Raw genomic sequence first — 21,691 nt, 5'->3', positions numbered from 1 at the left:
TATGCGCATACGCGCGCTGGTTAGCGGTTTGGCGGTCCTGCTGGCTGCCGTGCAGGTTTTTGCCGCCACCGACGTGCAAAGCGTGCGTCTGTGGCGGGCACCGGACAATACGCGGCTGGTGTTCGACCTGTCGGGCCCGGTGAAGCACAACGTCTTCACGCTCGAGGCGCCACACCGCATCGTCATCGATGTCACCGGCGCTACGCTCAAAGCACAGCTCGACCAACTGGCACTGCAGAACACGCCGGTCGCCGCCTTGCGCGCCGGGCAGCACGACGCGAACACGCTGCGCGTGGTGATCGACCTTAAGGCGCCCGTCGCGCCCAAGAGCTTCAGCCTGGCGCCGAATCAGCAGTACGGGCATCGCTTGGTAGTCGACCTGTTCGACCAGGGCGCCGCCGCGCCCGTCGCCCAGGTTCCGGCCAACAGCGCACCGGCGAAACCGGTGCCGCCGGTGTCGCCGACGCTGCCCGCGGTCAAGCTGCCGGTGTCGCCGGGTGGCAAGCGTGACGTGGTCATTGCCATTGATGCCGGTCACGGCGGCGAGGACCCAGGTGCCATCGGTCCGGGCAAGATCTACGAGAAGACCGTGGTGCTGCAGATTGCCAAGGAACTGCAACGGCAGATCAATGCCGAGAAGGGCTTCCGTGCCGAGCTGGTACGCACCGGCGACTACTTCATTCCGCTGCGTAAGCGCACCGAAATTGCCCGCCAGAAGGGGGCTGACCTGTTCGTGTCGGTGCATGCCGACGCCGCGCCGCGCTCGTCGGCATACGGCGCTTCGGTCTTCGCCCTCTCCGACCGCGGCGCCACCTCCGAGACGGCACGCTGGCTGGCCGACAGCGAGAACCGTTCCGACCTGATCGGCGGTGCCGGCAACGTGAGTCTCGACGACAAGGATCAGATGCTTGCCGGCGTGCTGCTGGATCTGTCGATGACCGCCTCGCTGTCCTCCAGCCTCAACGTCGGGCAGAAGGTGCTGAGCAACATGGGCCGCATCACGCCGCTGCACAAGCGCCGCGTCGAACAGGCCGGTTTCATGGTGCTGAAATCGCCGGACATTCCCTCGATCCTGGTCGAGACCGGCTTCATTTCCAACCCGTCCGAGGCGCGCAAGCTGCAGACAGCCAGCCATCAGCAGTCGCTGGCGCGTTCGATCCACAGCGGCGTGCGGCAGTTCTTCCACGAAAATCCGCCGCCGGGCACCTATGTCGCCTGGCTGCGCGATGCCGGCAAGCTCGCCATCGGGCCGCGCGAGCATGTGGTGCGTTCCGGCGAGAGCCTGGCGCTGCTCGCCGAGCGCTATCAGGTCAGCCTGACCTCCCTGCGCAGCGCCAACCAGCTGCGCAACGACACCATCAAGGTCGGTCAGACGCTCAGCATCCCGGCCACCACGCTGGCCTCCCAGCCATGAGCGAGTTGCAGCGCATCCAGCTGCTGAGTCCGCGGCTGGCGAACCAGATTGCCGCCGGGGAAGTGGTCGAGCGGCCGGCCTCGGTGATCAAGGAACTGCTGGAAAACAGCCTGGATTCTGGTGCAACGCGCATCGAAGTGGATGTCGAGCAGGGCGGAGTCAAGCTGCTGCGCGTGCGCGACGACGGCTGTGGCATTCCGGCGGACGATCTGCCGTTGGCCCTGGCGCGCCATGCGACCAGCAAGATCCGCGATCTGGAAGACCTTGAGCGGGTGATGAGCCTCGGTTTTCGTGGCGAGGCGCTGGCGTCGATCAGCTCCGTCTCGCGCCTGACGCTGACCTCGCGCACGGTCGATGCCGGCGAGGCCTGGCAGGTGGAAACCGAAGGCCGCGAGATGGAGGCGCGGGTGCAGCCGGCGGCGCATCCGGTCGGCACCTCGGTGGAGGTACGCGACCTGTTCTTCAATACGCCCGCGCGGCGCAAGTTCCTGCGCACCGAGAAGACCGAGTTCGACCATCTGCAGGAAGTGATCAAGCGTCTGGCGCTGGCGCGTTTCGACGTCGCCTTCCACTTGCGGCACAACGGCAAGGGCGTGCTGGCGCTGCACCAGGCGAGCGACGACGCGGCGCGCGCCCGGCGGGTGGCGGCGGTCTGCGGGCCGGCGTTTCTCGAGCAGGCGCTGCCGATCGAAGTCGAGCGTGACGGGCTGCGCCTTTGGGGCTGGGTCGGCCTGCCGACCTTCTCGCGCAGCCAGGCCGACCTGCAGTATTTCTACGTCAACGGGCGCATGGTGCGTGACAAGCTGGTCGCCCATGCGGTGCGCCAAGCCTATCGCGATGTGCTGTTCAACGGCCGGCATCCGACGTTCGTGCTGTTCCTCGATGTCGATCCTGCGGTGGTGGACGTTAACGTGCACCCGACCAAGCACGAGGTGCGCTTTCGCGACAGCCGCATGGTGCATGACTTCCTCTATGGCACGCTGCACCGCGCGCTGGGTGATGTGCGCCCCGAAGACCAGCTGGCAGCGCCGGCCAGCGTGACATCGATGAGTCCGCTCAGCGGTGCGGCCGCAGGCGAGTTCGCGGGGCAGAGCGAGATGAGCCTGTCGACCAGCGTGCCCGAACGCGCGCCGGGCGAAGCACCAGCGTGGCGCGGCGTCGGGGCTGGCTATCAGATGCAGCGTCCGGCGTCCGGCGGCCTTGTCGCCGAGGCGCAGGGCGCATATCGGGAATTCTTCGCCCCGCTACCGGAAGCCGGCCCCGCGCCGTTGCCCGCCACTCAGGACGATGTGCCGCCGTTGGGCTATGCCCTGGCGCAGCTCAAGGGCATTTACATCCTTGCGGAGAATGCTCAGGGCATGGTGCTGGTAGACATGCATGCCGCGCACGAGCGCATCACCTACGAACGCCTGAAAACCGCGATGGCCAGTGAGGGTCTGCGTGGTCAGCCGCTGCTGGTGCCCGAATCCATCGCTGTAAGCCAGCGCGAGGCCGATTGCGCCGAGGAACACGCGCAGTGGTTCCAGAGGCTCGGCTTCGAGTTGCAGCGCCTGGGGCCCGAAACCTTGGCGATTCGCCAGACGCCTGCGCTGCTTAAACAGGCCGAGGCGACTCGGTTGGTGACCGATGTGCTGGCCGATCTGCTCGAATACGGCACCAGCGATCGCATTCAGGCGCATCTGAACGAGCTGCTCGCGACGATGGCCTGCCACGGCGCGGTGCGTGCCAATCGTCGCCTGACGCTGCCGGAGATGAATGCACTGCTGCGCGACATGGAGCAGACCGAGCGCAGCGGCCAGTGCAACCACGGCCGCCCGACCTGGACGCAGCTGGGCATGGACGAGCTGGACCGGCTGTTCCTGCGCGGACGCTAGCTGCACGCGGCGACTGCGAGCCGCTCGCGCGGCTTGCAGCTTATTGCCGGCAGCTTGAAACTATGCCGCCCCTCGCCGCGAGTCCTCCGATGTCACGCCTGCCTCCCGCCATCTTTCTGATGGGTCCCACCGCCTCCGGCAAGACCGATCTTGCACTGGAGCTGGCGCGTGTGCTGCCGTGCGAGCTGATCAGTGTCGACTCGGCCCTGGTCTATCGCGGCATGGACATCGGTACCGCCAAGCCCTCCCGTGAGGTACTGGCCGCTTATCCACATCGTCTGGTGGATATTCTCGATCCGGCGCAGAGCTATTCGGCCGCGGAATTCAGTGCTGATGCGCTGGCGGCGATGGCGGAAATCACGGCAGCGGGCCGTATTCCGTTGCTGGTCGGCGGCACCATGCTGTATTTCAAGGCGCTGCGCGATGGCCTTGCCGACCTGCCGGCGGCCGATGCGCAGGTGCGCGCCGAGTTGGAAGCGCTGGCCGCGCGGGAGGGATTGCGGGCTCTGCATCGCAGGCTCGCCGAAATCGATCCGCAGTCGGCGGCGCGCATCCATCCCAACGATCCGCAACGACTGGTGCGTGCGCTGGAGGTCTATCGCGTCAGCGGATTGACCATGAGCGAACATCGCGCCCGACAATGGTCGCAAAAAGCTGCAGCGGGCGCGCCTGGCTCGGGCGTCTTGCCTTATACTGTCGCGCACTTGTCCATCGCTCCGGCACAGCGGTCGGTTCTGCACCAGCGCATCGAGCAACGCTTTCTTCAGATGGTTGAACAGGGCTTTATCGAAGAGGTCGAAGCCCTGCGTTGTCGTGGCGACTTGCACTCCGGGTTGCCGTCGATTCGGGCGGTGGGCTATCGGCAGGTGTGGGATTACTTGGATGGAAACCTGTCCAGGGACGAGATGATTCAGCGCGGCATCATCGCAACCCGCCAACTGGCCAAACGACAGTTCACCTGGCTGCGTGGCTGGGGGGAAGTTGACTGGTTGGACAGTCTGTCCCGCGACAATCTGCCGCGAGCATTGAAATACCTGCAATCGCTCTCCATATTGAGCTGACACTGCAAATTGACCGTCTATTCTCAGACAAGTGGATCGTCGGTTTACCTAGAAATTATTGAATAAAGATCCTCTAAGGAGTGCGGCACATGTCAAAAGGGCATTCGCTACAAGACCCTTACCTCAACACACTGCGTAAGGAACGCGTTCCGGTTTCCATCTATCTGGTCAACGGCATAAAGCTGCAGGGCCAGATCGAATCCTTCGACCAGTTCGTCATTCTTCTCAAGAACACTGTCAGTCAGATGGTCTACAAGCATGCGATCTCGACGGTCGTGCCGGGTCGTCCGGTTCGCCTGCCGACCGCAGGTGACGCCGAGCAATCCGAGTCGGGCAACGACTAAGGTAGGCGTCTTTGTTCTTCGAACGTCCCGGTGGCGGGGAGCGGGCCATTCTGGTTCATCTGGAAGGTCAGGACCCCGCGTCGCGCGAGGACCCTCAGGAATTTCAGGAGCTGGCCCGCTCGGCTGGTGCCGAGCAGGTCGGGTTCGTCACCGTGAGCCGGCATCAGCCGTCGGCGAAGTTCCTGATTGGCACCGGCAAGGTCGAAGAGCTGCGCGATCTCGTCCATGAGGGCGAGGTCGAGCTGGTGATCTTCAATCACACGCTGACCCCCAGCCAGGAGCGCAACCTGGAGCGCGTTCTGGAATGCCGGGTGCTCGATCGCACCGGTCTGATTCTGGATATCTTCGCCCAGCGTGCGCGTACCCACGAAGGCAAGTTGCAGGTCGAGCTGGCGCAGCTCGAGCACATGAGCACGCGCCTGGTGCGCGGCTGGACACACCTTGAGCGGCAGAAAGGCGGTATCGGTCTACGCGGTCCTGGCGAGACCCAGCTGGAAACTGACCGGCGCCTGCTGCGAGTGCGCATCCGTCAGATCAAGCAGCGCCTGGAAAAGGTCCGCGGGCAGCGCGAGCAGGCACGCCGCGGACGCAAGCGCGCCGACATCCCGTCGGTCTCGCTGGTCGGCTACACCAACGCCGGCAAATCCACGTTGTTCAACGCGCTCACGGAAGCCGAGGTCTACGCGGCCAATCAATTGTTCGCTACGCTCGATCCGACGCTGCGGCGCCTGGAGCTGCCGGATATCGGGCCGGTGGTCCTGGCGGATACGGTGGGTTTCATTCGTCATCTGCCGCACAAGCTGGTCGAATCGTTTCGCGCGACGCTAGAGGAATCCAGCAATGCCGATCTGCTGCTACACGTGATCGACGCTCACGAGCCCGAGCGTGATCAGCAGATCGAACAGGTCCTGGCCGTGCTGGCGGAGATCGGTGCGGATGAGTTGCCTGTCCTGGAGGTCTACAACAAGGTCGATCTCATGGAGGGTATCGAGCCGCACATTCAGCGCGATGCCGATGGCAGGCCAGAGCGCGTCTGGGTATCGGCGCGTGACGGGCTGGGGCTGGACCTGCTGCGCCAGGCAATCGCCGAGCTGCTCGGCAACGATCTGTTCGTAGGCACGCTCCGCCTCCCGCAGCGCCTTGGTCGTATGCGCGCTCAGCTGTTCGAGCTTGGCGCCGTGCAGCGCGAGAGCCATGACGAGGAGGGCGGTAGCCTCCTTGAAGTGCGCCTGCCGCGGGTGGAGCTGCATCGGTTGCTCAGTCGCGAAGGGCAGCAGCCGGCAGAGTTTCTGGAGCAACACACTTTGCAATAAAGCCCGGGCGGCGATCTGGCCGCTTGCTACAGGCTTTCGGTAGCATTGGTGGGTGCGCCACGGGGCGCGTCTTTAGCTTTATCTGAATGGAGAGCGCTATGGCTTGGAATGAGCCGGGTGGCAACTCGAACAACCAGGATCCCTGGGGCGGCGGTGGCGGTGGTCGTCGCGGCGGCGATCAAAAGGGACCGCCCGATCTCGACGAGGCCTTCCGCAAGCTGCAGGACAGCCTCAACGGCATGTTCGGTGGCAAGAAGCGCGGCAGTGGTGGTGGCAGCAGCGGCGGCAGTCGCCGCGGCGGCTTCGGTCTTGTCTGGATTTCGCTCGTGGTCCTGCTGGCGGTGTGGCTGTTCAATGCCATCTATATCGTCGACGAGCAGGAGCAGGCGGTGGTACTGCGCTTCGGCAAATATCATGAAACTGTCGGGCCGGGTCTGAATCTCTATTTCCCGCCGATCGACCGTAAATTCCAGGAAAACGTCACGCGCGAGCGCTCCTACAGCAAGCAGGGGCAGATGCTCACCGAGGATGAGAACATCATCGAGGTGCCGTTGACCGTTCAGTACAAGATCAGTGATCTGCAGTCGTTCGTCCTCAACGTCGATCAGCCGGAGATAAGCCTGCAGCACGCCACCGACAGCGCGGTGCGCCATGTGGTCGGTTCGACGGCGATGGATCAGGTGTTGACCGAGGGCCGCGAGGCCATGGCTGGCGAAGTGAAGGAGCGTCTGCAGCGTTTCCTCGATAACTACGGCACTGGTATCACCGTGACGCAGGTGAACCTGCAGAGTGCGGCTGCGCCGCGAGAAGTTCAGGAAGCCTTCGACGACGTGATCCGCGCCCGCGAAGACGAGCAGCGCGAGAAGAACCAAGCCGAATCCTATGCCAACGGCGTGATTCCCGAAGCGCGCGGCCAGGCCCAGCGCATGCTGGAGGAGGCCAGTGGTTATCGTGATGCGGTGATTTCTCGTGCCGAGGGTGAGGCCGATCGCTTCACCAAACTGCTGACTGAGTACAGCAAGGCGCCGGAGGTCACGCGCGAGCGCCTGTATCTGGAAACCATGCAGGAAGTCATGAGCAACACCAGCAAGGTCATGGTGACTGGCGAGAGTGGCCAGAACAATCTGCTTTATCTACCGCTGGACAAGATGATCAACGGCCGTGGCGCCGCCAGCAGCAACGCCGCGTCGGCCGGAACGGCATCAGGCGCGGCCAGCCAGGCGACGCGGCTGCCGCCGGAACTGGATCCGCGTGAAGTTCGTACGAGGGAGAGTCGCTGATGAGCAATAAATCCCTTACGGCGCTGATCGTGGGTGTGGTGCTGGCGCTGGTGCTGTGGAACAGCTTCTATATCGTCTCGCAGACCGAGCGTGCAGTGCTGCTGCGTTTCGGTCGTATTGTCGAGCCCGACGTGAAGCCCGGTCTGCACATGAAGATCCCGTACGTGAACAGTGTGCGCAAGTTTGACGCGCGCCTGATGACGCTGGATTCGACGACTTCACGCTTCCTGACCCTGGAGAAGAAAGCGCTGATGGTCGACGCCTACGCAAAGTGGCGGGTCGCCGATGCCGAGCTGTTCTATACCGCAACGTCCGGCATGAAGCAGATCGCCGATGAGCGGCTGGCTCGTCGATTGGAAGCGGCATTGCGCGACCAGTTCGGCAAGCGCACCCTGCATGAGGCGGTATCCGGCCAGCGCGACGAGCTGATGGGGCAGGTGACCAACAGCCTCAATCGCGCCGTGCAGAAGGAGCTGGGCATCGAAGTGGTGGACGTGCGGGTCAAGGGTATCGATCTGCCGCGTGAGGTGAATCGCAGCGTGTTCGAGCGCATGAGCTCCGAGCGAGAGCGCGAGGCGCGCGAGCACCGCGCGAAGGGCAAGGAGCTGGCCGAAGGTATTCGCGCCGACGCCGATCGCCAGCGCCGCGTCTTGCTTGCCGAGGCATTCCGCGAGGCGGAAGAGCTGCGCGGTGATGGCGATGCGCGTGCAGCGTCGATCTACGCGGCCGCCTATGGTCAGGACAAGGAGTTCTATTCCTTCTACCGCAGTCTGCAAGCGTACCGCGAAAGCTTCTCCAGCAAGGAAGACGTGCTGGTGCTGGATCCCAAGAGCGATTTCTTCCGCTATCTGGAGCAGTCCCGCTAAGCGCTTCGCAAGGTTCGACCGGCGGCCGATGTTGGCCGCCGGGTGACCCACCGGGAAAACATTGCTATGATCCGCCAGCCGGGAAAACCCCGGCTTTTTTGCGTCTGCGCCCACGGGAGCAGGCGATCTCCGAGCATGGGCAACCATGCCGCTCCCCTTGCGGGGCCTGGCGCTGATGTCAGGGTTTGAACAGAACTGCACGCGACCGATGGCCAGCCTCGACGGCAGCCCGGTTCTCGTCCGCTTGACTAGGCTTGCCGTATCGAGAGGTGATTGGCGAAATGGCAACGGTAGACCGCTGGCTGCTGCCAGATGGCATCGAAGAGGTGCTGCCGCCCGAGGCTGCACGTATCGAGACTGCACGGCGTCGCGTGTTGGACCTGTTCCAGCGCTGGGGTTACGAGCTGGTCATAACGCCTCATGTTGAATTCCTCGAATCGCTGCTGACCGGTTCCGGTCAGGATCTCGATCTGCGTACCTTCAAGGTCACCGATCCGCTGTCGGGGAGACAGATGGGCCTGCGCGCCGATATCACACCGCAGGTGGCGCGGGTTGATGCGCATACGCTGCGTCGCGAAGGGCCGAGCCGCCTGTGCTACGCGGGTAGTGTGCTACACGCCAAGCCGCAGGCGTTGGCGACGTCGCGTAGCCCGATCCAGCTCGGGGCCGAGCTGTATGGCGACGGCAGTGCCTCGAGCGACATCGAGGTGATCAGCCTGATGCTGGAAATGCTGGAGCTTGCTGATGTGCCTGATGTGCACATGGATCTCGGGCATGTCGGCATCTACCGCGGCCTTGCTCGCGCGGCTGGGCTGATGGGTGAGGCTGAGCAGCGGCTGTTCGATGCGCTGCAGCGCAAGGCGATGGACGAGATCGAGTGCCTGACCGCTGCCTTGGAGCCGACGATGGCCGGAATGCTGCGCGCGCTCGCACGGCTGTGTGGCGGTCGCGAGGCATTAGATGAGGCGCAGGTCGCGCTGGTGGAGGCGCCAGTCGAGGTTCGTCTGGCGCTGCAGACGTTGATTCGTATTGCCGACCAGCTGGCCGCGCGTTATCCGCAAATGCCGCTTTACTTCGATCTGGGCGAGCTGCGCGGATACCACTACCACACCGGTGTCGTCTTCGCGGTGTTCGTTCCTGGCGTCGGTCAGTCGATCGCCCAGGGTGGGCGTTATGACGACATCGGCGCCGACTTCGGGCGAGCGCGCCCGGCCACCGGCTTCTCGACCGATCTGAAGACGCTGGTGAGTCTCGGTAACGCCGATCTGTCGACTCCGGTCGGCGGCATCTGGGCGCCGTACGGCGACGACCCCGCGCTATGGCAGGCGATCTGCCGCCTGCGTCGCGACGGTGAGCGCGTGGTGCAGGCCCTCGATGGTCAGACGGCTGGCGCTGCCGCGGGGCTTGGCTGTGATCGGCAGCTACTGGCTCAAGACAATTCCTGGATCGTGGCGCCGCTGGCGTCCTGAGATTGCCGCGATGCGGCCCAGGCTGGTTTCGATTTCTGCCGGTCAATGCCGGTACGCTTCTCCGAAGAGGACAGAGGGTTATGGGTAAGAATGTCGTGGTCCTGGGCACCCAGTGGGGTGATGAGGGCAAGGGCAAGATCGTCGATCTGCTGACTGATCAGGCGGCCGCGGTGGTGCGCTACCAGGGTGGTCACAACGCCGGTCATACCTTGGTGATCGACGGTGAGAAGACCGTGCTGCACCTGATTCCGTCCGGCATCCTGCGCGACAACGTGCAGTGCCTGATCGGCAATGGAGTGGTGGTTGCTCCCGATGCGCTGCTGCGGGAAATTACCAAGCTCGAGGAAAAGGGCGTGCCGGTGCGCGAGCGCCTGCGTATCAGCCCGTCCTGCACTCTGATCCTTCCGTATCACGTCGCGCTGGATCAGGCGCGCGAGGCGTCGCGTTCGGAAGGCAAGATCGGCACTACTGGTCGTGGCATCGGTCCGGCCTATGAAGACAAGGTCGCGCGTCGTGGCCTGCGCATCGGTGATCTGTTCAATCCGGAGCGTTTTGCGGTCAAGCTGCGCGAGTTGCTGGAGTACCACAACTTCGTTTTGCAGAATTTCTACAAGGTCGAGCCGGTCGATTTCCAGAAGACGCTGGACGAGGCGCTGGGCTACGCCCAGGTCCTCAAGCCGCTGATCACCGACGTTACTGCGCGCCTGCACGAGCTGCGCAAGGAGGGCGCGTGCATCATGTTCGAAGGCGCGCAGGGTTCGCTGCTGGATATTGACCACGGCACCTACCCGTACGTGACCAGCTCCAGCACCACTGCCGGCGGTACTGCGACCGGTTCTGGCTTCGGTCCGCTGTATCTGGACTACATCCTCGGAATCACCAAGGCCTATACCACGCGAGTGGGTTCCGGTCCGTTCCCCACCGAGCTGTTCGATGAGATTGGCGCGCGCCTGGCCGAGCGTGGTCACGAATTCGGCTCGACCACCGGTCGTGCGCGTCGTTGCGGCTGGTTCGATGCGGTGATTCTGCGGCGTGCCATTGAGATCAACAGCATCTCCGGCATCTGCCTGACCAAGCTGGACGTGCTCGACGGCCTGGAGACCATCCGTATCTGCGTCGGTTACAAGGACCGCAACGGTCAGGTGCTGGTTGATGCGCCGACCGATGCCGATAGCTACGACGGCCTGCAGCCGGTATACGAGGAGGTGCCGGGCTGGAGCGAGTCGACCCTCGGTGCCAAGAGCCTTGACGAGCTGCCGGCCAATGCGCGGGCCTACATCAAGCGTCTGGAGGAATTGATCGAGGCGCCGGTTGACATCATCTCCACCGGTCCGGACCGCAACGAAACCATCGTGCTGCGTCATCCGTACGCCTGATCGGGTGCGATGCTGAAAAAGGCCGCCGTCGGGCGGCCTTTTGCTGTCTGGCGGCCGGCTGCGGGTAAGTCTGCTCGGGCTGGTGGAAAGCTTTATGGTGCTGAAAACGAAAAAACCGAGCATAAGCTCGGTTTTTTCTTGAAGAGTGGTGCCCAGGAGAAGACTCGAACTTCCACGGTGTTGCCACCGCTAGGACCTGAACCTAGTGCGTCTACCAATTCCGCCACCTGGGCACATTGCGATGATTGCTCACCGGCTTTGCTGTCGTTTGTACCGAATCATCGGTCGAAGTCGACAATCTTCGTTGCTACTTGAGACTCGCATCGATGATGCGGGTTTCATTTGAAGAGTGGTGCCCAGGAGAAGACTCGAACTTCCACGGTGTTGCCACCGCTAGGACCTGAACCTAGTGCGTCTACCAATTCCGCCACCTGGGCACGGGAAACAGTATTGCTTGAGCGTTTCCGTGATACAACGTCTGTTGGACATTGTGGGCGCGAACTATACGGGCGAGGTTCGGGGTTGTAAACCCCTGATCCCGAAAAATAATTCAGCGTAAAGGTGCCGCCCGTGGGCATTTCGCGCTTCAATACACTTATGACGTTCCGTCTCGATAATTGAATAGAAAGGTGACACTTCTTAATGGCCGATTGGCAATCCCTCGATCCCGAGGCCGCCCGTGAAGCGGAAAAGTACGATAACCCCATTCCCAGCCGCGAACTGATCCTCCGGCACCTGTCTGAGCGTGGCTCACCGGCCGCGCGCGAACAGCTGGTCGAAGAGTTCGGCCTGGTTTCCGATGAGGACGTCGAGGCACTGCGCCGTCGACTGCGCGCGATGGAGCGCGACGGTCAGCTTATCTACACCCGACGCGGAACCTACGCGCCAGTGGACAAGCTCGATCTGGTCTGTGGCCGAGTCAGCGGTCATCGCGATGGCTTCGGCTTCCTGATTCCCGATGACGGTAGCGATGACCTCTTTCTCGGGCCGGCGCAGATGCGCCTGGTTTTCGATGGCGATCGCTGCCTGGCGCGGGTGTCCGGGCTGGATCGGCGTGGGCGTCGCGAGGGGGCGATTGTCGAGGTCATCAGTCGAGCCCATGAAACCATCGTCGGGCGCTATCAGATCGAGAGCGACGTCGGCTTCGTGGTTGCCGACAACCCCAAGATCCAGCAGGAGGTCCTGGTCACACCGGGCCGTGCGCTGAATGCCAAACCCGGTCAGTTCGTCGAAGTGAAGATCACCCACTGGCCCACCCCGCGCTTCCAGCCGCAGGGGGACATCATCGAGGTGATCGGCAACTATATGGCGCCGGGGATGGAAATCGACGTGGCGTTGCGCAGCTTCGATATCCCCCATGTGTGGCCCGAGGCGGTGCTCAAGGAAGCGGCGCGGCTCAAGCCCGAGGTCGAAGAGAAGGACAAGCTCAAGCGCGTAGACCTGCGGCATCTGCCATTCGTCACCATCGACGGCGAGGATGCGCGGGACTTCGACGACGCGGTCTACTGCGAAAGGCCCGGTGGTTGGAAGCTGCTGACCGGCGGGTTCCGTCTGTACGTCGCCATCGCCGACGTCTCGCACTATGTGAAGGTCGGTTCGGCGCTGGATCGCGAAGCCGAGGTGCGCGGCAACTCGGTGTATTTTCCCGAGCGAGTGGTGCCGATGCTGCCCGAGCAGCTATCCAACGGTCTGTGCTCGCTGAATCCTGGCGTGGACCGTCTGGCGATGGTCTGCGAGATCACCCTCAATAAGTCGGGCAAGATGACCGACTACCAGTTCTACGAGGCGGTGATCCACTCTCATGCGCGGCTGACCTACAACAAGGTCAGCGATATGCTCGAGCGGCCCAAGTCTCCCGAGGGCAAGCGGCTGAGCGAGGAGTACGCCGAGGTACTGCCGCATCTCAAGCAGCTTTATGCGCTGTACAAGTTGCTGCTCAAGGCACGTCACACTCGGGGGGCGATCGATTTCGAGACCCAGGAGACTCGTATCGTTTTCGGCGCCGGGCGCAAGATCGCCGAGATCAAGCCGACCGAGCGCAACGACGCTCACAAGCTGATCGAGGAGTGCATGCTGTGCGCCAACGTGGCCACTGCCGCGTTCCTGCAAAAGCACGACATCCCCGCGCTGTATCGCGTGCACGACGGTCCGCCGCTGGAACGTCAGGAGAAGCTGCGCGCTTTCCTCGGCGAACTGGGCTTGAGTCTGCACAAGGGCAAGGAAGGGCCGACGCCGAAGGATTATCAGGCTCTGCTGGAGCGCATTCAGGATCGTCCGGATTTCCACGTGATCCAGACGGTCATGCTGCGTTCGTTGAGCCAGGCGGTCTACAGCGTCGACAATCATGGCCACTTCGGTCTGAACTACGAAGCTTACGCCCACTTCACTTCGCCGATCCGGCGCTATCCGGACCTGCTGGTACACCGCGCGATTCGCAGCGTGATCCGTTCGCGGCGTGACACGCCGCACGTGCGACGCGAGGGTGCGGCGAGCATGCCCAAGGCGCGTATCTACCCCTACGACGAGGCGGCGCTGGAACAGCTTGGCGAGCAGTGCTCGATGACCGAGCGACGCGCCGACGAGGCTACCCGCGATGTCGTCAACTGGCTCAAGTGCGAGTTCATGCGCGATCGCGTCGGCGAAACATTCCCCGGCGTGATTACCGCAGTGACCGGGTTCGGTCTGTTCGTCGAGTTGACCGATATCTATGTCGAAGGGCTGGTGCACGTCACGGCAATGCCGGGCGACTACTACCACTTCGATCCTCTGCATCACCGCCTCTCCGGCGAGCGGAGCGGGCGAAGCTTCCGTCTCGGCGACAGCGTCGAGGTGCGGGTGATGCGCGTGGATCTGGACGAACGCAAGATCGACTTCGAGCTGATCAGTGGCGGCAGCAAGGTCGCCGGTGTGGGCGAAGGCGGTGTGCGCAAGGGTGGAGCGGGACGCGGCAAGGCCGATGACCGGCGTCCGGCGCGCAGCCAGGAGCCGGCCGATGTCAGCGTACGCAAGAGCCGCGAGCTGAAGAAGGCGCTGCTGACTGAAGCCAAGGGCAAGAGCGGGCGCGACCATAGCTCGGAAAAACCCAAGCGCGGCGGGTCGAAACGCAAGGCTGACGGCAAGCCGGCTCCCGGCGGATCGAGCCCTGCCGGTGCGAGAAAACGCAAGGCCAAATCATGAGCGACTTGGAGAAAATCTACGGCCTGCACGCGGTCGAGGCGCTGCTGCGTCATCATCCCCGGCGGGTCAAGCAGGTTTGGCTGGCCGAAGGACGTGGCGATCCGCGTGTGCAGACGCTGATCGAACTGGCCGGCCAGGCGCGCGTGCGCATCGGTCAATGCGAGCGCCGCGAAATGGACACCTGGGTCGAAGGCGTGCATCAGGGCGTGGTCGCCGAAGTAAGTCCCAGCCAGGTCTGGGGCGAGGCGATGCTCGATGAGCTGCTTGATCGCGCCGAAGTTGCGCCGTTGCTGCTGGTGCTCGATGGGGTGACCGATCCGCATAACCTGGGCGCTTGCCTGCGCACGGCCGACGCCGCCGGGGCACTGGCGGTGATCGTGCCGAAGGACAAGTCGGCGACGCTCAACGCTACGGTGCGCAAGGTGGCCTGCGGTGCCGCCGAGGTGATTCCGCTGGTAGCGGTGACCAATCTCGCGCGCTCACTGGAAAAACTGCAGCAGCGTGGCATCTGGATCGTCGGTACTGCTGGCGAGGCAGAGCAGGAACTTTACGCGCAGGATCTGACCGGGCCAATTGCGCTGGTGATGGGCGCCGAAGGCAAGGGTATGCGCCGGCTGACCCGTGAGCATTGCGATTATCTGGTGCGGTTGCCGATGGCAGGCAGCGTGAGCAGCCTCAACGTGTCGGTCGCCACCGGCGTCTGTCTGTTCGAGGCGCTGCGCCAGCGCAGCGCGGTCGCGACACGCGGCTGACCAGCGGCGGCTGTCTGCAGAGATGGCTGCCGTACGCTTTTTCCACTGCAGGGAAACGCTTTGCCCGTTTCGCGGTCAATGGCTGACCTGTGCCTGACGACAGTCAGCGCCTTCTTCCGATCCGCTTGCATCCTGTGACGGCCGCCCGGCCAGGGAATGTCGTACGAGCAATCTAGACAATGGCGTCAGGCTCGTATCATGGAGGTTGTATGCAACGCCTGTCTTTTGAAAGCCTGTTCCGGGCTTCTCCGAATGCCTACCTATTGTTCGATCCGCAGCTGTGGGTGGTGGATGCCAATCCGGCCGCCCTGGCGCTGCTCGGGCGGGCGCACCACGAGCTGATTGGCCGCCGTCTGGACGACGCGTTCGCCGATGACGTGCGCTTCGATGTTGCTGCAATGCTGGCATCCTGCACGCGGGCGCTCGACAGTGGGACCAGCGATACGCTGCCGCCGGTAGGCGAGGGGGCGCTTGGTGCAAGACTGGTGCATACACCGCTGCTGGACGAGCGTGGCGAGGCCGTGGCGCTGCTGCAGTGCCTCGCGCTGCAAGGGGCTTCGGAGCGTGACGAGGACCGGTATCGCTACCGCCGGCATCTAGAAGAACTCGTGGGGGCCACGACCGAGGAGCTGTCGCGCAGCGAAATGCAGCGCCAGGCTGCGGAATCGGCTCTGTTGCAGGCACAGAAGCTGGAGGCGATAGGCAAACTGACCGGCGGCATCGCGCACGACTTCAATAATATGCTGCAGGTCATCGGCGGCAACCTGCAACTGTTGCGCCGCAGTCTGGGCAACGACGAATCTGCGCTGCGTCGCCTGGATTCGGCGGTTGGCGGGGTCGAGAAAGGCGCCCGCCTGGCCTCGCAGCTGCTGGCCTTTGCCAGCCGCCAACCGCAGCGGCCGCAGCCGGTGCAGCTCGGTCAGCTCGTTGCGCAGATGCGCGAATTGCTTGAGGGCGCTCTTGGTGCCGGGGTGCGTGTCGAGCTCGATACCGACGAGGCACTATGGCCGGTATCGGTCGATATCGGCCACCTGCAGAGCGCGCTCATCCATCTGGCCACTAATGCTCGCGACGCCATGAGCGGAAGCGGGCGGCTGCTGGTGCGCTTGCGCAACCGCAAGCTGCAGGCCCAGCCGGCGACAGGCGAGTTCGTACAGCTGAGCGTGATCGATGAGGGGGGGGGCATGGAGCCTGAGGTCAGTCAGCGGGCCTTCGAGCCCTTCTTCACGACCAAGCAGGCCAGCAGCGCCTCGGGACTGGGGCTGAGCATGGTCTACGGCTTCGTCAAGCAGAGCGGCGGCTTCGTCACGCTGGATAGTGCGGCGGGCAGCGGCACGGCGGTGCATCTGTATCTGCCGCGTAGCTCGGAGGCCGATGCCGATGCCGGTGCTACGGCAAGCGTGCCGGCGGCGAAGGAGATAGATAGGGTGCTGAAAGTGCTTTTCGTCGAGGATGACCCGACGCTGCGCATGCTTACCGGCGAGGTGATCGCTGAGCTCGGCCATCAGGTCGTGCTCAGCGAGTCGGCCGAGGATGCGCTCGAGCAGCTGGCGGCGCAGCCCTTCGATGTTCTGCTCACCGACGTTGGTTTGGCCGGCATGAGCGGCATCGAGCTGGTCCGTCAGGCGCAGCAGCGACACCCGGGGCTGGCCCTGGTGATCGCCTCCGGCTATGCGGTGGATGCGCGTGAGGAGGGTATCGACTCGCTGCGGGTCATGCTCAAGCCCTACGACATCCATCAGGTGCGCGAGCTACTGGACACGATCGCGCACGAACGGGGCCGCGACCATGCGGGAGAGGGTGGTTAAAATTTCACCACTTCGCCTTGCGCCGGTCCAGGCCCTTCTCTAGAATGGCGCCCCTTGCCTGCATGGCAGGCGCTCGCGCGCCTTCGTGCCGGCAAGGTCAACAAGTCATTCACTCCTTGCCTGACCGCATTGTCGGCAGGCTGCAACCCGTAAGGAGCAGTTATGCGTCATTACGAAATCATCTTTCTGGTGCACCCGGACCAGAGCGAGCAGGTCGGCGGCATGGTGGAGCGTTACACCAAGCTGATCGAAGAAGATGGTGGCAAGGTCCACCGCCTGGAAGACTGGGGCCGTCGTCAGCTGGCTTACGCCATCAACAACGTGCACAAGGCTCACTACGTGATGCTGAACGTCGAGTGCAGCGGCAAGGCACTGGCCGAGCTGGAAGACAACTTCCGCTACAACGACGCCGTCATCCGTAACCTGGTCATCCGTCGCGACGAAGCCGTGACCGAACAGTCCGAGATGCTCAAGGCTGAGGAAAACCGTAGCGAGCGCCGCGAGCGTCGTGATCGTCCTGAAAACACCGACGGCTCCGCCGACAGTGACAGCGACAGCGACAACAGCGCTGACGAGTAATCCACGGATCTATTGAGGAGCCTATTTCATGGCACGTTTTTTCCGTCGTCGTAAGTTCTGCCGTTTCACCGCCGAAGGCGTGAAAGAGATCGATTACAAGGATCTCAACACCCTGAAGGCCTACATCTCCGAGACCGGCAAGATCGTTCCTAGCCGCATCACCGGAACCAAAGCCCGCTATCAGCGTCAGCTGGCCACCGCTATCAAGCGCGCCCGCTACCTGGCCCTGCTGCCCTACACCGACAGCCACGGCCGTTGATCGGGCTGGTCGACGAACGTAAGGGATAGATAGAGCGTATGCGTGCGCTGGCCGAATTCATCATGCGTGGCCGTATGCAGGCCATCCTGGTGGTTGGTGTTGCCGCCGCGCTGCCAATGCTGTTCTGGCTCAGTGCCGCCGCGGGCAGCCTGGTGCTGCTTCGCAGAGGGCTCAACGACGCGCTGAGCGTACTGGTCTGGGCGATTGTGCCGGCGCTGGCGTGGTGGTACTTCGGTGATCCGCGCACGCTGCTGGTGCTGCTCGGTTCGCTGGGACTGGCGCTTCTGCTGCGCAACCAGGCGTCCTGGGCGCGGGTGATGTTGTGCAGCGTGGGCCTCGGACTGCTGTATGTCTGGGGGCTCGCAGCGGTATTCGGCGAGCCCATCGCGGCGCTGGCCGGGGAGTTGCAGAAGGTATTGCCCGAGACGTTGTCGGGCGCCTACGAGCAGTTCTCTGACGAGGAGCGTGCGCGTTTGGGCGCGCTGCTGGCTCCGGTGCTGACCGGCCTGCTGGCGGCGCTGCTGCAAATCGTCACGCTGCTCAGCCTGATGCTGGCGCGTTACTGGCAAGCGGCGCTGTACAACCCGGGCGGATTCGGGGGCGAGTTTCGAGCGCTGCGTTTTCCGCCGGTGGTGGCAATCATGCTGCTGGTGGGCATGTTGCTCGGCCCGAGTCTCGGTGCGCAGTTCGCGGTGCTGACGCCGCTGTGCAGCGTGCCGCTGGTGTTCGCCGGGGTTGCGCTGATGCACGGTCTGGTGGCACAGGGGCGTCTGCCGCGGTTCTGGCTGGTGGGGCTGTACGTTACGCTGGTGCTGTTCATGCAGTTGATCTATCCGTTGCTGGCCGTGTTGGCCATCGTCGACAGTCTGTTTGATTTTCGTGGTCGCGCGGCCGGCAAGAACGGCGCGGGACCTGCGAACGGTGAAGGTTAAAAGTTAAGAGGTAAGACTCAAATGGAAGTCATCCTGCTGGAAAAGATCGCCAACCTGGGCAACCTGGGCGACAAGGTAAACGTCAAATCCGGTTACGGCCGTAACTACCTGCTGCCGCAAGGCAAGGCCACTGCCGCGACCGCTGCCAACATCGCAGCGTTCGAAGCACGCCGCGCCGAGCTGGAAAAGGCTGCTGCCGAGAAGAAGGCTTCGGCCGAAGCTCGCGCTGCGCAGCTTGCCGAACTGGAAGTCACCATCACCGCAACCGCGGGCGATGAAGGCAAGCTGTTCGGTTCCATCGGTACCCACGACATCGCCGATGCCCTGACCGCCTCCGGCGTTGAAGTGGCCAAGAGCGAAGTTCGCCTGCCGAACGGCACCATCCGCCAGACCGGCGAATACGACGTGGCCGTGCACCTGCACACCGACGTCGAAGCGACCGTCAAGCTCATCGTCGTCGCCGCCTAAGGTGTCGTCTGGCACCTCCGGTGCCTGACGCGTAACATCGGGCACGTTTCCGCGCGAGCGGGACGTGCCCTTTGTTTTTCTGCTGTTTCGAATCGCGAAAGAATCATGAACGACATCAGTGTGCCCCAGCAGTACGACCTGGAAACCGCCGCGCTCAAGGTGCCGCCGCACTCCATCGAGGCCGAGCAGGCCGTGCTGGGCGGTCTGATGCTGGACAACAACGCCTGGGAGCGCGTGCTCGACCAGGTCTCCGATGGCGATTTCTACCGCCACGATCATCGTTTGATCTTCCGGGCCATCTATAAGCTGGCCGAGCGCAACTCGCCGTTCGACGTGGTGACGCTGTCCGAGCAGCTGGACAAGGAAGGGCAACTGCCGCAGGTCGGTGGTCTGGCCTATCTGGGCGAGCTGGCGAAGAACACGCCGTCGGTGGCGAACATCAAGGCCTACGCGCAGATCATCCGCGAACGCGCCACGTTGCGGCAGCTGATCGGTATCAGCAACGAGATTGCCGACAGCGCCTACGCACCGCAAGGGCGCACCGGCGAGGAAATTCTCGATGAAGCCGAGCGGCTGATCTTTCAGATCGCCGAGGCGCGGCCGAAAACCGGCGGCCCGGTGGGCATCAACGACATCCTGGTCAAGGCCATCGACCGCATCGATACGCTGTTCAATGCCGGCGAGGCGATCACCGGCCTGTCCACCGGCTTCACCGATCTGGACGAAGCCACCAGCGGCCTGCAGCCCGCCGACCTGATCATCGTTGCCGGTCGTCCGTCGATGGGTAAGACCACCTTCGCGATGAACCTGGTGGAAAACGCCGTGCTGCGTACCGACAAGGCCGTGCTGGTGTTTTCCCTGGAGATGCCCGCCGACTCCATTGTCATTCGTATGCTCGCCTCGCTCGGGCGCATCGACCAGACCAAGGTCCGCGCGGGCAAGCTGGACGATGACGACTGGCCGCGGCTGACCTCGGCGGTGAATCTGCTCAATGACCGTAAGCTGTTCATCGACGATACCGCCGGTATCAGCCCCTCCGAGATGCGGGCGCGTACCCGCCGACTGGCGCGCGAGCACGGTGAGATCGCCATGATCATGGTCGACTACCTGCAGCTGATGCAGATTCCGGGTTCCAGCGGTGACAACCGGGTCAACGAGATTTCCGAGATTTCCCGCTCGCTCAAAGGCCTGGCGAAGGAATTCAACTGTCCGGTCATCGCGCTGTCGCAGCTCAACCGTTCGCTGGAGCAGCGCCCCAACAAGCGTCCGGTGAACTCCGACCTGCGCGAGTCGGGCGCCATCGAGCAGGACGCCGACATCATCATGTTCGTCTACCGGGACGAGGTGTATCACCCGGAAACCGAATACAAAGGTGTCGCCGAGATCATCATCGGCAAGCAGCGGAACGGCCCGATCGGCACCACCCGCCTGGCATTCCTCGGCAAGTATTCGCGCTTCGAGAACCTCGCGCCGGGCAGCTATCAGTTCGACGACGAGTAAGCGCGGCGGGCGAACGGCAGTCCGCGTGCTTCCCGCGTCCGGCGGATCGGCCTAAGATTTGCGCCTTACCTCCGCCGACAGGAAAATCCCATGCGTCCGCTGGTTGCCACGGTCGATCTGACTGCGCTTCGCCACAACTATCTGCTCGCCAAGCAATGCGCGCCGCAGCGCAAGGCTTTCGCCGTGGTCAAGGCCAATGCCTACGGACATGGCGCGCACGAAGTGGTGACAGCGCTGCGCGATGTGGCCGATGGTTTCGCCGTGGCCTGTCTGGAAGAGGCCGAAGTGGTGCGCGCTGGTGCCCCGGACGCGCGCATCCTGCTGCTTGAAGGCTGTTTCGAACCTTGCGAGTACCGACGTGCCGCCGAGCTCGGTCTGGATGTCGCCGTGCAGGATCGGCGTCAGGCCGACTGGTTGCTGGATGCCGAGCTTGAGCGGCCGCTGAATGTCTGGATGAAGCTCGACTCGGGCATGCACCGGCTCGGTTTCACGGTCGATGGTCTGCGAGAGTGTTATGCGCGACTGAAGGGCGCCGCGCAGGTCGGCGAACTGAACCTGATCAGCCATTTCGCCTGCGCCGACGAGCGTGGCCATTCTCTGAACGAGAGTCAGCTCGAGCGCTACGGCCGGCTGCTGGAGCTGGCGTTCGACCACTGCTCGCTGGCCAACTCCGCCGCGGTGCTCACGCTGCCACAGGCGCACATGGCCTGGATTCGTCCCGGCATCATGCTCTACGGTGCCACGCCGTTCGCCACGCTGAGCGCGCAGGAACTCGGCCTCAAGCCGGTGATGACGCTGACCGGCGCGCTGATCGCTATTCGCGACGTGCCGGCCGGTGACAGCGTCGGCTATGGCGCCAGCTGGGTGGCGCAGCGCCCGTCGCGCATCGGCACCGTCAGTTGTGGTTATGCCGACGGTTATCCGCGCAGCGCACCGTCCGGTACCTCGGTGGTCATCTGCGGGCAGCGCGTGCCGCTGGCCGGGCGCGTATCGATGGACATGCTTGCGGTCGATCTGACCGACTTGCCGCAAGCGCAGCTTGGCGACGCGGTGGAGCTGTGGGGCGCGCAGTTGCCGATCGATGAACTGGCGACGGCCTGCGGCACCATCGGCTACGAGCTGCTGACCAAGGTCACCGGCCGCGTGCCGCGTCGCTACATCGGCGGCTGACCGCCGGAGCAAATTTCCCTTCGTCCGCCAGGCAAAGGCCGAGTTGTGC

General features: G+C 63.7%; 18 protein-coding genes and 2 tRNA genes. 18 read left to right on the top strand and 2 right to left on the bottom strand.

Translation table 11 applies throughout. From position 1 onward, the window contains the following. Nucleotide 1: 1 nt before the first annotated feature. The 9 genes from HU825_RS02390 (at nt 2) to HU825_RS02350 (ending at nt 10,997) form a co-directional block, all read left to right on the top strand. Nucleotides 2-1,414: an N-acetylmuramoyl-L-alanine amidase gene (locus HU825_RS02390; protein ID WP_008569713.1), complete on the top strand. Its 1,413-nt coding sequence runs from the start codon at nt 2-4 to the stop codon at nt 1,412-1,414. Beyond that, complete coding sequence (gene mutL / locus HU825_RS02385) at nt 1,411-3,288, top strand: DNA mismatch repair endonuclease MutL (RefSeq protein ID WP_234302820.1); 1,878 nt, start codon at nt 1,411-1,413, stop codon at nt 3,286-3,288. Before HU825_RS02390 ends, mutL begins: the two co-directional genes overlap by 4 nt. A gap of 89 nt (nt 3,289-3,377) precedes the next feature. Continuing rightward, on the top strand, nt 3,378-4,349 hold the full coding sequence (miaA, locus tag HU825_RS02380) for a tRNA (adenosine(37)-N6)-dimethylallyltransferase MiaA (RefSeq protein WP_043297642.1): 972 nt from the start codon (nt 3,378-3,380) through the stop codon (nt 4,347-4,349). 89 nt (nt 4,350-4,438) lie between these two features. Further along, on the top strand, nt 4,439-4,693 hold the full coding sequence (hfq, locus tag HU825_RS02375; protein WP_003283098.1) for an RNA chaperone Hfq: 255 nt from the start codon (nt 4,439-4,441) through the stop codon (nt 4,691-4,693). A gap of 11 nt (nt 4,694-4,704) precedes the next feature. Continuing rightward, entirely contained in the window at nt 4,705-6,006 is a 1,302-nt protein-coding gene (hflX, locus tag HU825_RS02370; protein WP_077682110.1) for a ribosome rescue GTPase HflX, read from the top strand. A gap of 98 nt (nt 6,007-6,104) precedes the next feature. Continuing rightward, complete coding sequence (hflK, locus tag HU825_RS02365) at nt 6,105-7,286, top strand: FtsH protease activity modulator HflK (protein WP_043297639.1); 1,182 nt, start codon at nt 6,105-6,107, stop codon at nt 7,284-7,286. Beyond that, the gene (gene hflC, locus HU825_RS02360) at nt 7,286-8,152 is read left to right on the top strand and encodes a protease modulator HflC (protein WP_008569719.1); all 867 of its coding nucleotides are present in this window, start codon (nt 7,286-7,288) and stop codon (nt 8,150-8,152) included. Before hflK ends, hflC begins: the two co-directional genes overlap by 1 nt. 281 nt (nt 8,153-8,433) lie before the next feature. Beyond that, entirely contained in the window at nt 8,434-9,621 is a 1,188-nt protein-coding gene (locus HU825_RS02355; RefSeq protein WP_043297638.1) for an ATP phosphoribosyltransferase regulatory subunit, read from the top strand. Nucleotides 9,622-9,701: 80 nt separating this feature from the next. Beyond that, on the top strand, nt 9,702-10,997 hold the full coding sequence (locus tag HU825_RS02350; protein ID WP_043297637.1) for an adenylosuccinate synthase: 1,296 nt from the start codon (nt 9,702-9,704) through the stop codon (nt 10,995-10,997). A 146-nt stretch (nt 10,998-11,143) separates the two neighbouring features. Here the strand turns inward: HU825_RS02350 and HU825_RS02345 are convergent. Both HU825_RS02345 and HU825_RS02340 read right to left on the bottom strand, forming a co-directional pair. Further along, a tRNA-Leu gene (locus HU825_RS02345) sits at nt 11,144-11,230 on the bottom strand. Nucleotides 11,231-11,347: 117 nt separating this feature from the next. Further along, a tRNA-Leu gene (locus HU825_RS02340) sits at nt 11,348-11,434 on the bottom strand. Nucleotides 11,435-11,639: 205 nt separating this feature from the next. Here HU825_RS02340 and rnr point away from each other — a divergent pair. From rnr to alr, 9 genes are all read left to right on the top strand, one after another. After that, nucleotides 11,640-14,174, top strand: coding sequence for a ribonuclease R (rnr, locus tag HU825_RS02335; protein ID WP_138300457.1), 2,535 nt, complete (start codon nt 11,640-11,642; stop codon nt 14,172-14,174). Next, on the top strand, nt 14,171-14,926 hold the full coding sequence (gene rlmB / locus HU825_RS02330; protein WP_054094567.1) for a 23S rRNA (guanosine(2251)-2'-O)-methyltransferase RlmB: 756 nt from the start codon (nt 14,171-14,173) through the stop codon (nt 14,924-14,926). The genes rnr and rlmB overlap by 4 nt, the downstream gene beginning before the upstream one ends. A 209-nt stretch (nt 14,927-15,135) precedes the next feature. Beyond that, entirely contained in the window at nt 15,136-16,734 is a 1,599-nt protein-coding gene (locus HU825_RS02325) for an ATP-binding protein (RefSeq protein ID WP_234302819.1), read from the top strand. A gap of 162 nt (nt 16,735-16,896) precedes the next feature. Next, nucleotides 16,897-17,313, top strand: a complete 417-nt coding sequence (gene rpsF / locus HU825_RS02320) for a 30S ribosomal protein S6 (RefSeq protein ID WP_008569726.1) — start codon at nt 16,897-16,899, stop codon at nt 17,311-17,313. Nucleotides 17,314-17,341: 28 nt separating this feature from the next. After that, entirely contained in the window at nt 17,342-17,572 is a 231-nt protein-coding gene (gene rpsR, locus HU825_RS02315; RefSeq protein ID WP_003283112.1) for a 30S ribosomal protein S18, read from the top strand. A 38-nt stretch (nt 17,573-17,610) separates the two neighbouring features. After that, on the top strand, nt 17,611-18,504 hold the full coding sequence (locus HU825_RS02310; protein ID WP_043297632.1) for a YybS family protein: 894 nt from the start codon (nt 17,611-17,613) through the stop codon (nt 18,502-18,504). 21 nt (nt 18,505-18,525) lie between these two features. Next, on the top strand, nt 18,526-18,972 hold the full coding sequence (rplI, locus tag HU825_RS02305) for a 50S ribosomal protein L9 (RefSeq protein ID WP_003288134.1): 447 nt from the start codon (nt 18,526-18,528) through the stop codon (nt 18,970-18,972). Between the two features lie 105 nt (nt 18,973-19,077). Next, nucleotides 19,078-20,472, top strand: coding sequence for a replicative DNA helicase (gene dnaB, locus HU825_RS02300; protein WP_008569729.1), 1,395 nt, complete (start codon nt 19,078-19,080; stop codon nt 20,470-20,472). Nucleotides 20,473-20,562: 90 nt separating this feature from the next. Beyond that, nucleotides 20,563-21,642 (top strand): alanine racemase, encoded by a 1,080-nt coding sequence (gene alr, locus HU825_RS02295; protein WP_043297631.1) that lies wholly within the window; start codon nt 20,563-20,565, stop codon nt 21,640-21,642. Nucleotides 21,643-21,691: the final 49 nt, after the last annotated feature.

Origin of the sequence: Pseudomonas phenolilytica, assembly GCF_021432765.1 — a bacterium.
Classification (GTDB): domain Bacteria; phylum Pseudomonadota; class Gammaproteobacteria; order Pseudomonadales; family Pseudomonadaceae; genus Stutzerimonas; species Stutzerimonas phenolilytica.
The sequence above is the reverse complement of the archived record's forward strand: the minus strand, read 5'-3'. Positions and strand labels throughout refer to the sequence as shown.

Coding starts and splice junctions, on each gene's coding strand:
- rpsR (WP_003283112.1), top strand. CDS start 17,342: ATGGCACGTTTTTTCCGTCGTCGTAAGTTCTGCCGTTTCACCGCCGAA.
- hflC (WP_008569719.1), top strand. CDS start 7,286: ATGAGCAATAAATCCCTTACGGCGCTGATCGTGGGTGTGGTGCTGGCG.
- rplI (WP_003288134.1), top strand. CDS start 18,526: ATGGAAGTCATCCTGCTGGAAAAGATCGCCAACCTGGGCAACCTGGGC.
- rnr (WP_138300457.1), top strand. CDS start 11,640: ATGGCCGATTGGCAATCCCTCGATCCCGAGGCCGCCCGTGAAGCGGAA.
- rlmB (WP_054094567.1), top strand. CDS start 14,171: ATGAGCGACTTGGAGAAAATCTACGGCCTGCACGCGGTCGAGGCGCTG.
- HU825_RS02350 (WP_043297637.1), top strand. CDS start 9,702: ATGGGTAAGAATGTCGTGGTCCTGGGCACCCAGTGGGGTGATGAGGGC.
- mutL (WP_234302820.1), top strand. CDS start 1,411: ATGAGCGAGTTGCAGCGCATCCAGCTGCTGAGTCCGCGGCTGGCGAAC.
- hflK (WP_043297639.1), top strand. CDS start 6,105: ATGGCTTGGAATGAGCCGGGTGGCAACTCGAACAACCAGGATCCCTGG.
- rpsF (WP_008569726.1), top strand. CDS start 16,897: ATGCGTCATTACGAAATCATCTTTCTGGTGCACCCGGACCAGAGCGAG.
- HU825_RS02390 (WP_008569713.1), top strand. CDS start 2: ATGCGCATACGCGCGCTGGTTAGCGGTTTGGCGGTCCTGCTGGCTGCC.
- HU825_RS02325 (WP_234302819.1), top strand. CDS start 15,136: ATGCAACGCCTGTCTTTTGAAAGCCTGTTCCGGGCTTCTCCGAATGCC.
- alr (WP_043297631.1), top strand. CDS start 20,563: ATGCGTCCGCTGGTTGCCACGGTCGATCTGACTGCGCTTCGCCACAAC.
- hfq (WP_003283098.1), top strand. CDS start 4,439: ATGTCAAAAGGGCATTCGCTACAAGACCCTTACCTCAACACACTGCGT.
- HU825_RS02355 (WP_043297638.1), top strand. CDS start 8,434: ATGGCAACGGTAGACCGCTGGCTGCTGCCAGATGGCATCGAAGAGGTG.
- HU825_RS02310 (WP_043297632.1), top strand. CDS start 17,611: ATGCGTGCGCTGGCCGAATTCATCATGCGTGGCCGTATGCAGGCCATC.
- dnaB (WP_008569729.1), top strand. CDS start 19,078: ATGAACGACATCAGTGTGCCCCAGCAGTACGACCTGGAAACCGCCGCG.
- miaA (WP_043297642.1), top strand. CDS start 3,378: ATGTCACGCCTGCCTCCCGCCATCTTTCTGATGGGTCCCACCGCCTCC.